12 protein-coding genes are annotated in these 13393 nt (G+C 33.0%); 1 reads left to right on the top strand and 11 read right to left on the bottom strand.

What is annotated here, in order from left to right; translation table 11 throughout:
• Positions 1–50: 50 nt before the first annotated feature.
• From pafA to LNQ49_RS07395, 3 genes are all read right to left on the bottom strand, one after another.
• Positions 51–1670 carry an alkaline phosphatase PafA gene (gene pafA / locus LNQ49_RS07405; protein ID WP_229988035.1) on the bottom strand — a complete coding sequence of 540 codons (1620 nt, stop codon included), beginning with the start codon at positions 1668–1670 and terminating at the stop codon, positions 51–53.
• A 127-nt stretch (positions 1671–1797) separates the two neighbouring features.
• On the bottom strand, positions 1798–2268 hold the full coding sequence (locus LNQ49_RS07400; protein ID WP_229988034.1) for a DUF1456 family protein: 471 nt from the start codon (positions 2266–2268) through the stop codon (positions 1798–1800).
• Between the two features lie 70 nt (positions 2269–2338).
• On the bottom strand, positions 2339–3349 hold the full coding sequence (locus tag LNQ49_RS07395; protein ID WP_229988033.1) for a dipeptide epimerase: 1011 nt from the start codon (positions 3347–3349) through the stop codon (positions 2339–2341).
• A gap of 59 nt (positions 3350–3408) precedes the next feature.
• Between LNQ49_RS07395 and LNQ49_RS07390 the strand changes: the two genes are divergently transcribed.
• Entirely contained in the window at positions 3409–3810 is a 402-nt protein-coding gene (locus tag LNQ49_RS07390) for an excinuclease ABC subunit B (RefSeq protein ID WP_229988032.1), read from the top strand.
• Here the strand turns inward: LNQ49_RS07390 and uvrB are convergent.
• The 8 genes from uvrB to LNQ49_RS07350 all read right to left on the bottom strand — a co-directional run bounded on the left by uvrB (position 3807) and on the right by LNQ49_RS07350 (position 13319).
• Positions 3807–5798 carry an excinuclease ABC subunit UvrB gene (gene uvrB / locus LNQ49_RS07385; protein WP_229988031.1) on the bottom strand — a complete coding sequence of 664 codons (1992 nt, stop codon included), beginning with the start codon at positions 5796–5798 and terminating at the stop codon, positions 3807–3809. The genes LNQ49_RS07390 and uvrB overlap by 4 nt on opposite strands.
• Positions 5799–5879: 81 nt before the next feature.
• Complete coding sequence (locus LNQ49_RS07380) at positions 5880–6821, bottom strand: alpha/beta fold hydrolase (RefSeq protein ID WP_229988030.1); 942 nt, start codon at positions 6819–6821, stop codon at positions 5880–5882.
• Between the two features lie 127 nt (positions 6822–6948).
• Positions 6949–7911 (bottom strand): 23S rRNA (adenine(1618)-N(6))-methyltransferase RlmF, encoded by a 963-nt coding sequence (gene rlmF / locus LNQ49_RS07375; protein WP_229988029.1) that lies wholly within the window; start codon positions 7909–7911, stop codon positions 6949–6951.
• A gap of 164 nt (positions 7912–8075) precedes the next feature.
• The gene (locus LNQ49_RS07370) at positions 8076–8738 is read right to left on the bottom strand and encodes a thiamine diphosphokinase (protein WP_229988028.1); all 663 of its coding nucleotides are present in this window, start codon (positions 8736–8738) and stop codon (positions 8076–8078) included.
• Between the two features lie 253 nt (positions 8739–8991).
• The gene (locus LNQ49_RS07365) at positions 8992–9450 is read right to left on the bottom strand and encodes a RidA family protein (protein WP_229988027.1); all 459 of its coding nucleotides are present in this window, start codon (positions 9448–9450) and stop codon (positions 8992–8994) included.
• Between the two features lie 140 nt (positions 9451–9590).
• Positions 9591–10073, bottom strand: coding sequence for a GyrI-like domain-containing protein (locus LNQ49_RS07360; RefSeq protein WP_229988026.1), 483 nt, complete (start codon positions 10071–10073; stop codon positions 9591–9593).
• Positions 10074–10080: 7 nt separating this feature from the next.
• Positions 10081–10902 (bottom strand): DUF4249 domain-containing protein, encoded by an 822-nt coding sequence (locus LNQ49_RS07355; RefSeq protein WP_229988025.1) that lies wholly within the window; start codon positions 10900–10902, stop codon positions 10081–10083.
• Positions 10903–10937: 35 nt separating this feature from the next.
• Positions 10938–13319: a TonB-dependent receptor gene (locus LNQ49_RS07350; RefSeq protein ID WP_229988024.1), complete on the bottom strand. Its 2382-nt coding sequence runs from the start codon at positions 13317–13319 to the stop codon at positions 10938–10940.
• Between the last annotated feature and the right edge of the window lie 74 nt (positions 13320–13393).

Below are 13393 nucleotides of genomic sequence, written 5' to 3'. Positions count from 1 at the left end.
AAAAACGGCTGTATTTAATAATACAGCCGTTTTTTATTTCATGAAATGAATTACTTTTTAGTATCCAAAACTTCTTCAAGAACATTTGCTTCAGTTCCATTCGGGAATGTTACTTTTATTTTTTGAGCAATAGTTGGAGCAATTTGTGTAATCACCTTTTTATTATACGACTCACCTTTTTTAATATTCCAACCGTAAAAAATAGCTGGTACATGAGTGTCATAAGAATAAGGTGTTCCATGAGAAGTTCCTGTTCCTTGATATTCGATATAACCTGGTTTATCTAATATAATTAAATCTCCGTTTTGAGTTACATCATATCCTTTTACAATAAAGTTTAAATAGTAATCATTACCTGTAGCATTTAAGATTTCTTCTTCAGTATATACTCTTTTCACATGATCTTGAGCCATTAAGTAGTCTTTGAAGGCTTGTTTTACTTTTACTAAATCCAATCCTTTCTTTTTGATTCTTTCTTTATTAAAGAACAAGTTAAAGCTTGAATAGTTTAAAACTAAATCTTCACCAAAAGTTTTTACTGAAAAATCGGTTAGGTTTTTACGAGTGTCTTTAGGACTAACATTATTTACGTTGTATTTATTGTCTTTAAGATAATTTACATTTTCTGCTCCAGCATGATCTGCTGTTAAGAAAAGTAGGTAGTTGTCTTTACCAACAGTTTTATCTAGGTAAGCTAGAAAGTCTGCAATAGTTTGGTCTAAACGTAAATAAGTATCTTGTAGTTCCATAGATCGTGGGCCTAATAAATGTCCAACGTAATCTGTAGAAGAAAAACTAACTGTTAAGAAGTCAGTAATGTTATCCTTTCCTAACTCTTCTTTTTCGATTGCTTTTTTAGCAAATTCAGCTAATAAGTCATTTCCAAAAGGAGTAGAGCGAATAACTCCAGCGTCATTTTTATCATACATATCTTTTAAGTTGTATGGGAAAACTGGTGCTGTACTATTGTATAATTTTCCTTCGTATGGGTTGTTGTCTGGTAAGCTCTCGTTGTAAGTAGCAAGAGGTTTGTATAAATCCCAACCTTTGTTTATGTATGGTAAATAATGTTTTTCGCTATTAAATTGTGTAACCCATTCTGGTAATTTATCTCCGTAAAAAGTACTAGAAATAAAAGCTCCTGTTTTACTATACCAAAATGCCCAATTTGCAAAGTGTCCTGCTGGTAAAATTGCTCCACGATCTTTAAGACTTACTCCAATTACTTTTCCTTGAAAATTGGTTGACATTCTTAGCTCATCAGTAATGGTTGTGCTTAATAAGTTCTTTGGAGACATTGCGCCTTCTTCTTTTGTACCATCACCTACAGTTGCTACTCCAGCATCATCAGTGCAATACATTTGCTTTCCTAATTTTCGGCTAAACCATTCGTTACTTACAATTCCATGTGTAGCAGGAGTTGTCCCTGTGTAAATAGAGGCATGACCTGGTGCAGTGTAAGTAGGCATATAATTGTAATGCATGTTTTGAAACGTGTATCCATTATTAATAAGCCTTTTGAAACCATTTGCAGTAAAGTCATCTGAAAAACGATAGAGGTATTCCATCTTCATTTGATCCACAACAATTCCAACTACTAGTTTTGGGCGTTCTTGTGCATTTATTTGGGTAACGAATACGAATGCTAAAAATAAAATAAGTTTTTTCATTGTTTTAATATCTAATTTTAAACAAAAATACTGATTCAAATTCAAAAAGAATTCAGAATTGAGATTGAATGCGCAAAAATCATTTTACTTTAACATAACTACATAAAAAAAAATCCTAAGTGTGAGCTTAGGATTTTTTGTTTTTACCGAAATTGAATTTTACTTTTTCGACTACTTGTATTTTTGGAGTAGATTTACTGTTGTTCTTTTTGAAAGGTTTTTTTGCAGCAGCTCCAGATTTATTAGATGGTGCTTGATCTCCTCTTGATCTTTCCTCATCTTTTGATTTGGCTTTAAACTCTGGTCTTTCCTTTGTACTACCTTTAGCAGGTATTTCTGCTTTGTGTTTTGCTAAAACATCATTAGGGTTTTTAGGATTTTCTTTTGTTCCTCTTAAATGAATTACTAATCCGTTTAAGAAGTTACGCAATACCTGATCCCCACACTCCATATAGTTTTCATGGTCTTCGGCTCTAAAAAAAGCACCCAACTCTGATTTTGAAATTCTAAAATCTACCAATTCTAATATTTCAACTATTTGGTCGTCACGGAGCATTAAGGCTACGCGTAGTTTTTTTAGGATATCGTTATTTGTCATCGTTTAATTTTTTACAAAGGTACGTTTTAAAAGTAATTGAATAGTCACTTTCCTTGTACTGAAATTGTGATTAATACAAGATAACTCCAGTTCCATTGCCTTCGGCATATTTTATTACTCCATTTTGTATAATAACGCCACTAGCAATGTCTTTTTCTAATAGCAAGGGACCATCCATATCGACATAATCGAGTTCTGGTAATAAATGTGCAATAGCCGAAATTCCTACGGTAGATTCGGTCATACAACCTATCATTGTTTTTAGTCCCAATTGTTTTGCCTCATGAAGCATTCGGCGCCCAGGAGTAGTACCGCCACATTTCATTAATTTTATATTTACACCGTGAAAATGATTATGACATTTGGCGATATCACTTTCGATGATACAGCTTTCATCGGCTACGATAGGCAAAACGGAATGTTTAAAAACTTCTCGATGTCCTTCCCAGTCATCTGCTTTGAGTGGTTGTTCTAGAAATTCGACTCCAAGTTTTTTTAATTCGATAGCATTTTTGATTGTCTCATCAACGCTCCATCCGCAATTGGCATCAATTCTAAAAATGGCATCACTGTGTTTTCTTAATTCAGTTACAATGGCAATGTCTTCGGGGGTTCCTAATTTTATTTTATAAATTGGCCATGGCAATTCTTTTACTTTTGAAGCCATTTTTTCAATAGAATCAATTCCAATAGTGTAATTGGTCAATGGATTATTTTGAATAGAATAATTCCACAACTGATATAATTTGACACCTTTTTTTCTAGCATACCAGTCATTGTAGGCATTATCTAAGGCACATAATGCAAATTTATTCTCTTGTAATAATGGATTTATTTTTGCCCAAAATTCTTCAGGTGTTTCATTTTCGACCGCTTCTACTATTGGGCGAATTTTTTCAATATCATTTTCTAGTATTGGGATAGTAATATTATAATACGGATTGGATGTTGCTTCACCAAAACCGGAATAGCCATCTTTTTTTAATTCGACAATTACTGTAGGTTGAAAATCTATTGTTTTTCTTGAAATCCTAAAGGTGTGTTTTAATTTTAAATTGTATGCTCTGATAATTAATTGCATAGCTGCCGTTTTTGTATTTTAAATTTAAAAGCAATATTTTAGCTAAAAATATGAATTTGATGAATACTAATGCAGAAAAAATAAGTTTACTTTTAGAGCTAATATCTTTCTCAACTGTCGATGGAGAATTGCATAAGAGAGAGTTGGATTTTTTGTCAATGGTTGCTCACGAATTGAATATAGATAGAGCAACTTTTCAAGATTTGTTTCATCAAGAAGTCCCTCCATTAGTTATCAAATCGGAATTTCAGCGCATTCAGCAATTTTATAGATTGGCTTTAATTATGCATTGCGACGGTGTATTGCATACTAAAGAAGCAACTGCAATACAACAAATAGCTATTGATATGGGATTAAATCCTATAGCAACTAAACGTATTCTTAACTTAATGAAGAATGCACCAAACGCAATGATTGACCCTGAGGTATTATTGAAAATTTTTCAGGAACAACACAATTAAGGTAATTGTTCTTGGAGTTTTTTAATGTCGTCACGCAATTTTGCAGCTTGAAGAAAGTCTAGTTCTTTGGCAGCTTTTTCCATTGATTTTCGTTTTTCTCGAATCAGTTTCTCTAATTCTGCTTTAGAGTGGTAGGCTGTTTCTGGCTCGGCTGCTTCGCTTAACGTATGACCCAATTCATATTCTACCAATGGATTTTTGGTAAAAGCACTGTCAATCTTCTTATTTAATGCTTGCGGAACTTGGTTGTGTTCTAGGTTAAAATTCATTTGTTTTGTACGGCGATAATCGGTCTCGTCAATGGTTTTTTGCATACTTGCTGTAATTTTATCAGCATACATAATTGCTTTTCCGTTGATGTTTCTCGCTGCACGACCAATCGTTTGTGTTAATGATCTATGACTACGTAAAAAACCTTCTTTGTCTGCATCAAGAATAGCTACTAGTGAAACTTCGGGTAAATCCAAACCTTCACGAAGTAAGTTTACTCCAATTAGGACATCAAAAATCCCTTTTCGTAAATCTTGCATAATTTCGATACGTTCCAGCGTATCTACATCAGAGTGAATATAACGACAACGAATACTAACTTTTGTTAGATATTTGGCTAATTCTTCAGCCATTCTTTTAGTTAAAGTGGTAACTAGAACACGTTCGTCTAATTCACATCGTATCTGAATTTCTTCAATTAAATCATCAATTTGATTTAAACTCGGACGTACTTCGATAATTGGATCTAATAATCCAGTTGGACGAATTACTTGTTCTACATATACACCATCTGTTTTTTGTAATTCATAATCTGCCGGAGTAGCCGAAACATAAATTACTTGGTTTTGCATGGCTTCAAATTCTTCAAACTTTAAAGGTCTATTATCCATTGCAGCAGGTAAACGGAAACCATATTCAACAAGGTTTTCTTTACGGCTTCGATCTCCTCCGTACATAGCATGTACTTGAGATAATGTTACGTGACTTTCGTCAACCACCATAAGATAATCATCTGGGAAATAATCAAGCAAACAGAACGGTCTTGTTCCTGCTTCTCTTCCATCAAGATAGCGAGAATAATTTTCGATACCAGAGCAATAACCTAGTTCACGAATCATCTCTAAATCAAAATTGGTACGTTCTTCTAGTCGTTTGGCTTCTAGATGTTTTCCTATTTCTTTAAAATAGTCTACTTGTTTTACCAAGTCTTGCTGTATTTGCCATATCGCTCCTTGTAGTACATCTGGTGATGTCACAAACATATTAGCTGGGTAAATAGTAAGTTTATTAAATTTCTCGATTACCTGAGAGGTCTTTATATCAAAGGATTCAATTTCTTCAATTTCATCTCCAAAAAAATGAATTCGATATCCATCATCTGCATAGCTAGGGTAAACCTCAACAGTATCTCCTTTTATTCTAAAGCTTCCAGGAATAAAATCGGCTTCGGTTCTAGAATATAAACTTTGTACCAGACTATGTAATAGTTTGGTTCTCGAAATAACCTGATCTCGCTCTATTGCGATAACATTCTTCTGAAATTCTACAGGATTTCCAATACCATATAAACAAGAAACGGAAGCTACGACTAATATATCACGTCGTCCAGAGAGTAGGGATGAGGTTGTACTCAAACGCATTTTTTCCAACTCTTCATTAATAGATAAATCCTTTTCAATAAAAACTCCAGTTACTGGCATAAAAGCTTCTGGCTGATAGTAATCATAGTATGAAACGAAATACTCTACTGCATTGTTTGGGAAAAACTGTTTGAATTCTGAATATAATTGTGCTGCTAATGTTTTATTGTGTGCCAATACCAAAGTTGGTCTTTGCACTTCTTGAATAACGTTAGCAACTGTAAATGTTTTTCCAGAACCGGTTACCCCAAGTAAGGTTTGGTATTTTTCACCATCAATTATACCTTGGGTTAATTTTTCAATTGCTTGCGGTTGATCTCCTTTTGGACTGTAATCTGAGGCTACTTGAAAATTCATTTATATATATTAGAATTGTTGGGATGTAAAGTTACAAAGTAAAAATCTAAAATTTTGATTCTTGTTTTGAACTTCTGATTTTTATTGTTTTAAAAAATCGACAATCAGTTTATTTACTTTTTCGGATTGATCAATACTTAAAAAATGGCCTGCATTTTTTATAGTTTCTGTTTTATTATTCTTTAAAAGTGTTTCAGCTCGTTTTATGCTTTCATCAGAGTTAATGACATCATGATCGCCAATGAGAACCATAACAGGAATGGTTATTTTTTTTAAATCTTCATCTGAAAAAGGTTGCATCTGCAAAAAACTGGTATTTGATTTCGAATATTTGTTGGCTAAATAGAATTGCTTTTTATAAATAGGATTTATTTTTTCGGGATAATAAGAAAAGGTTTCTAAGGTCTTTTTGAATTTGTTTTCATTTGGAAAAATCTTTAAAAAGAATGCGGATGACGCTTTTCTCATTTTATCAATATTCTTAAATGTTTGTGCAGGGCTTAGTAATACCAATTTATTGATTTTACTTTCTTTTTGGATTGCCATTAATGTCGCTATCCAACCACCTCGGGATGCACCAATTACACTGAAGTTTTTTAGATTATAATGATTGAAAATTTCATTGTACCAAATAACTATTTCCTCACTTGTAAGCGATTTTTTTGGAGATTGCGATTTTCCAGCTTCCATTAAAAAATCTATTGCATAAACGCGATGGTTCTTTGTTAATGCTTTTATATTAGGAAACCACATGGTTGAGCTGGCATCCATTCCGTGAAGTAATACCAAGTCGGCACCCTCTTTTGGACCTGCAATAATTATATGTGCTGTACCATAAGAAGTGGTTATGTTTTCTTCTTGATAAGGAATGTTCCAAAGTTTTAATGCAGCATTATAAGAATTGATGTATTTTGTTTTTTCGCTTTTAGTTTTAAAAACATAATCGTCAATCTTTTTTTCTTTTGTGGCACTACAACCTACGAGCAAAATAACGGTGATAACTTTTAAAAATAATTTCTGCATAGGAGCTAAGTTCAATTACTTTTAAAAGTACTAAAAAGAGACTAACTAAAGTATCAGTTTTTTAGTTATATCTAACATAATTACAATGTTTTAAGTGGTGTTTCAGTGATTGGATTGCTAATGCAATTTAAAGATCACTTTTAAAACTCCATTTTGCTTGCTGTGCTTCGGTAAGAAATGACCAAGCTACGATACGACTTGTTTTTTGACCTTGTGCCATGTCGATAGTTTTTACAACTGAAGCATTAACTTTGTTTAATGTTTTGTAGATACTTGATAGATTTTCTTTTTTAGAGACTAGTGTAGTAAACCATAAACATTGCATTGGATATTTGACACTCTCGTAAATCATTTGTGTTATAAATCCAATTTCTCCCCCATCGCACCATAATTCGGCATTGTGACCTCCGAAGTTTAAAACGGGTGTTGCTTTTTTATTTGCTTTAGGGTCTAGGTTTGTTACTTTTCGAACAGCACTTTTATTTGCTTCTTCTGGAGAAGAATGAAATGGAGGATTGCAAATTGTGAATGCAAATCTATCTTCTGGCGTAATTATATTTTTGAATATAAAACGTGACTCTGTTTGCTGTTGTAAACTGATAGCGTCAATTAATCTCGGATTGGCTTCGATAATCTTACTGCAATTTTCGATTGCTTTTTCATCGATATCTGTTCCTACGAAACTCCATCCATAGGATGCATTTCCTAAAATAGGATAAATACAATTGGCACCAACTCCAATATCTAAACCTAAAACTCCTTCGCCTTGTGGAATAACTCCATTATTTGTTGTTGCCAATAAATCGGCTAGGTAATGAATGTAATCGGCTCTTCCAGGAATTGGAGGGCAAAGATAATTTTTGGGGATGTCCCAATTTTGTATGTCGTAATAATGAACTAATAAAGCTTTATTAAGAGCTTTTACTGCGTCGGGATTACTAAAATCAATTGTTTCGATTCCATGCTCGTTTATTGCCACGTGTTTTTTTAATTCGGAACAATCAGCGATTAGTTGTTCAAAATCATAACGCGAACGATGCGGGTTTCTAGAATGTAGACTTGTTTTCTCGGAGTTATTTATAGCTTTCATTATTCTTAATTTCCGTGCAAAGGTACACATTCCTAATTTGGAAATAAGTTATATTAGTATTATGAAATTATTTGGTTTAGCCCCGATTGAGCTGGTATCCTTTTTGGGCTTTTTTTGCCAAAAAAGATTGAGGCGAAAGCGGGAATTAGCTCCTGAAAAAGGGACTAATCAAAGCATTCCATCATTAATAAATCACCATCTGTATGAGTAATTGTAATGAGCCCATCTTTGGACACAGCATTGCTACTACTGGTTCTGTAGCCTATTGTAAGCGTATCATCATGCAAAGGGTATACTAAATTATCTGAAAAAATACCGTTTACAACTCCAATTGGAATAAGTGAAATTGGGGTGTTGGCAGTATACCATTTTTCGAATTTTTTGGGTAATAAAAATATTTTGGAATGGTCGTCGAGAATTACAATCTTTAACAAATTTCGGTAGCGAACAATGTTGGTTAGATTTGTAATGGTGTGATCGGCTCTTTTTCCGGTTGCCCAAATTACATTTACAGCTGGTATTTTTCGTTCGATTAAATAATCAAATGCTTTTTCTAAATCGGTTTTGTCTTGATCTGGAGTATGTACAATTTCGATTGGGTATTGTGTGGTTTTGTATATTTCGGGGTCGAATCCATGATCAAAATCACCTAGTAACACATCGACTTTTATACCTAAATCGACTACACGTTCAATAGCAGAATCTAATACAATTACCAAAGGGGACCATTCTAATAATTGTCCTAATAATTCAGAATTACAGGCAGCTCCGTTGGCTATGATTAATGCAGGTTCTTGGTCGTCGCGTACGATATGGTGTGAGGACATTTATATTCTAGATTTAAAATGTGCCGTAAATGTACGAAAGTATATTCTTTGGGTAAATAGGAATCGTTTTTAATATCATTAAGAGATTAAGAGAAGTAAAGTGTTTGTTTTCTCTTAGATTATAAAGATTTAGAGATGAGGTTTTCCATATAAGTCATAAAAGGAAATATACGTTTTTTAAGTGCTTGGCTTCTATAACTTATATGGTGGATTTTTATGCAACAGAATCTGAATGCTAATTTTATATTTTAATTTATTTGGTTGTTTTGAATGCTGTTGCGTCTACTTCTATTAACATTCCGTCAATGGCTAATCTTGGAACTGGAATTAGTGTGCTAGCAGGGAATGGTTTGTTTTTCCATATTTTGCTAATTTCTTCATTCCAAATTTTTAGTTTTTCTTGATTATGGTCTACAATTAGAATGGTGATTTTCATGATATTCTCTGGTTTCAGCTTATAGCTGTCTAACACCGTAACTATATTTTTTAATGCTGTTTGTGTTTGTTCTCTAAAATTTGAACTTAGTGTATGTTCTTTACCCAATCCACCACTTTGTCCTGATATGAAAACAAGTTCGCCTGGTGTTTTGACTGAGGATGCATGACTAAAACCATAAGGAGTAGGATCGAATAGAGGTTCTGGATTTTTAAAAGTTTGTGCTTTTGCATTAAATGCAAATAGGGAGAATAAGGTGAGAAGTAAATGTTTCATGTCTTTAAAATTTTGAATTAATTATTTGCAAAGTTTATCTAATTCTAATCTTTATACATGTACATATGTTGAGAGTTGGTCGTTTTTTAAGATTTGATATAAAAAAAAATGCTCTCAATTACGAGAGCATTTTCAGAATATTAATTTTTTTGTTTTATCGGAATCCAAATTTCTTCTTCAGAGGTTGGATCTTCATGTTTGTACTTTTCGCCCATTACAGCAAAATGGGGTCTATTTTCTAATAAGTATTCTGACTTAGGCAACCAATCAGTAAAAATATACTGATATGTTTTATTTCCGTTGCTTGCAGGACCTTTATGAATAAAAACGGCATACTGTCCAGTCGGGATTACTATAGTTTCCATATCTGTAGGAACGGAAAGAAAATCGTTTACTTCTATGCCTGCCCATTTTTCGAATTCATTATTTAGGTTGAAATTGGCAAAATGAGACTCTGGATATACTTCTATAGAATATAGCTCTGAACCGATATTGTTTTTTATTTCTTTTCGGTTTGGCATAAAACCTTGCCAAAGTTCTTTTGTTCTATTGTTAGTAAATGAGGTCGTGATTCGTTTTCCAATAATTTTTTTTTCGACTAAATTTTCTATTCTTGGGATCATATAGATATTATTCGATAGTGTATTTTTTAGTTTCTATTTCTCCCAGAGAGAAATATCCTAAAGGATAGTCATTTACATTTGTCGTATTTATAACATTACCTCTTACTGTAGCTGGAGGAGATTGAAATGGTCCACCACTATTATCACCAGCAATACTTATTAAGATATTCATATAATTATAATAACTCTTAGAGATACCAATATGACTTATTTCAACTTTGTCGCCGGGTTTTAAATCATCGTTATTTGAAGAGCTGAAAAACTCATTTCCGTTAAAGAATCGATCTTCAACAGCTGAATAGCTTGACAGTACTTTATTAGAGTAAGTATAATGATATAAGTAATAATTTGTTTCGTTAGCAGGATCGTTATAATATGCTTTTACTTCAACTTCGTCTTTTGTAATACCACCATCATTTTTTTGTTCTATTCTTGTAATTGGCGCCACAGATTTTAAGGTTTCGGTCGCCGTATAGGTATTTCCTCCAGTGATAATGGTTAAGACATAGGTTTCGTTAATTACAGGTTCAAAATTGGTACAAACGTATTGTCCCGTTTTAGGAACTTCTATAAAAGTAAATTCTTTGTTAGTACTGTTTTTTATAGACACTGTAGCTCCTGAAACAACTGGAATTACGTGATTGTAATAATCAGTTGTTGTCGTTAATTTTATCATTTGTTGGTTTCCTGTTGTTCCTTTGGCCCAATTAATAACAGCTTCTACTACTAATTTAGGTGGGTCCGTTTTTAAGTCAACTTCAACAACTTCTTCGCAACTAGTAGCAAACAATGCTGACATAAATAAGATTAATATATTTATTTTTTTCATTTGAATATATTTTTATTTCTCTTGAGAGAAGTGAATTAAAATTTAAAATTATAGCTAACCGCTGGTACCATTCCAAAAATAGATGTTTTTACAGCTTCATTGTATCCTGTATCTTCGTTTTGTCTAAAATTGATCGATGCAGCATTTTGTCTGTTGTAAAGATTATAGATACTAAAAACCCATTCTCCTTTCCAATTTCTGTTTTTGTTTGATCTTGGAGTTAATGTTGCCGAAATATCTAAGTGGTGATAAGCTGGTAATCTGTTTTCATTTCGTAAACCATAATTAGGAACTTTAACACCAAGATATTCGTAATAACTATTTGGGTAGGTTACCGGTTGTCCTGATTGTAATGCAAAGTTAGCACCAAATGACCATTTTTCGTTTAGTGCATACGCAGCTGTTACAGCTAAATTATGTAGTTTATCATAAACTGAATTATACCATTGTCCGTTATTAATTCCTGTTTCTTCAGGAGTTCTTCCTGGAGTTTGTTGTTCAGATTTTGATAACGTATAAGAAACCCATCCAGTTAATTTTCCTGTGTTCTTTTTAAGCATTAATTCAATACCATAAGAACGCATGCGTCCATTTAAAAGTACTTGCTCGATAGCATCATTTGCTATTAAGTCAGCACCATCAATATAGTCAAGTCTGTTTTTGATTTTTTTATAGTAGGTTTCAGCTTCTAATGAGTAATCGCCATCTTGGAAGTTTCTGAAATAACCTAAAGCTACCTGATCTGCAAGTTGAGGTTTGATAAACTGATCGCTTGGCATCCATACATCAAGAGGTGTAGGGGATGAGGTGTTTGAGATTAATTGTAAGTACTGTGCCATTCTGTTATAACTAGCCTTAACAGCTTGGTTTTCGTCAATTTGATATCCGATAGAAAAGCGAGGTTCTATATTGTTATAATCATAGATAGATTTGTTCTTGCCATATTGTTTCGTTCCTATAGGCGTAGCCTTTTCGTAAATTTGTCGAACTGGGTCAAAAACAACAGGATTGTTATTTTCATATAGGTTTACTGTCGAAGAACCTAAACGAGAAAACATACTAAAACGAAGTCCGTATGAAAGGGTTAACTTTTTAGCGATTTGATTTTCTGCTTCAATGTAAACGGCAGGCTCAAATGCGTATTTTTTGTCTAATTGCTCTGCGTTGATTCTAATTTCGTCACCTTTTGGTTTAATAGTTCCAGGGTTGAATTCATAGTAAATAGCATTTATACCATAATTTAGTTTGAATTTGTCTGAAATATAATTTTTGAAATCATATTTGATATTGTAATTCTTGATACCAGAATCCCATTTGAATCCTACCATATCTAAATCAAGCCCGTAGTAATAATCACTGTAAATCAAAGATAGATTACTGAAAAGTTTATCTGAGAATAAATGATTCCAACGCAGGTTTAAAGTTGTGTTTCCGTAAGTATTGGCGAAGCTATTTGCTATGCTAAATACATCACGCCCAAAGTAACCAGATAGATACAAACTGTTGTTGTCGTTTAATTTATAACTGAATTTAGCATTTAAGTCATAAAAATAAACAGAGTTGTCTTTCATATCATCAGTTAGTTTTAAGAATAAATGCCCGTATGAAGCTCTTCCTCCAATTAAGAATGATCCTTTATCTTTTACTAATGGTCCTTCGGCTAGAAGACGGCTAGAAATTAATCCAATTCCACCATTCATATGGAAATCTTTACTATTTCCATCTTTTTGATAAATATCCAAAACAGAAGATGCTCTACCACCATAACGAGCAGGGATTCCTCCTTTGTATAGTTTTAAATCTTTAATGGCATCTGGGTTGAATACTGAGAAGAACCCAAAAACGTGTGAAGAATTAAAAATAGTAGCTTCATCGAGAAGTATTAAATTTTGATCTGCACCACCACCACGTACATTAAAACCTGATGCTCCTTCTCCAGCATTGGTAACACCCGGAAGTAATAAAATCGATTTTAAAACATCGACTTCACCCATAACAACAGGCATTTTTTTTATGGACGAAATAGAAAGTTTATTTACACTCATTTCGGGAGTACGAGTATTAGCTCTTCCTCTGTTATCAGTAATGATCACTTCTTGAAGTTCTTCGCCTCCTTCTTTTAGAGAGAAATTGTTTTTTGTATTTTTTGTTAAAGAAATCGTTTGTTCAAATGATTGGTATCCGACATAACTTATCTCTATCTGATATTCTCCTTTTGGAGCTGTAATTGAGTAAAAACCATATTCGTTCGTTGTAGTGCCGGTTTTTAATGAAGGGATGTAAATATTAACTCCGATGAGGGTTTCATTATTTTTGGAGTCAGAAATGGTGCCACTTAAGGTAAATTTTTCTTGGGAGAATGAAGAAAAAGAAACGAGGATTACAATAAGTAATGAGCTAACTTTTTTGGGTATCATTTTTTAGATTTAGAATTACCTAAATAAGACGGTATTAGTTGTTTTTTATTACAAAAAGCTATGTTAAATAAGCG

This window comes from Flavobacterium pisciphilum (genome assembly GCF_020905345.1).
Taxonomy (GTDB): domain Bacteria; phylum Bacteroidota; class Bacteroidia; order Flavobacteriales; family Flavobacteriaceae; genus Flavobacterium; species Flavobacterium pisciphilum.
Note: the sequence above shows the minus strand (reverse complement) of the source record. Positions and strands in the feature narration are given on the sequence as shown.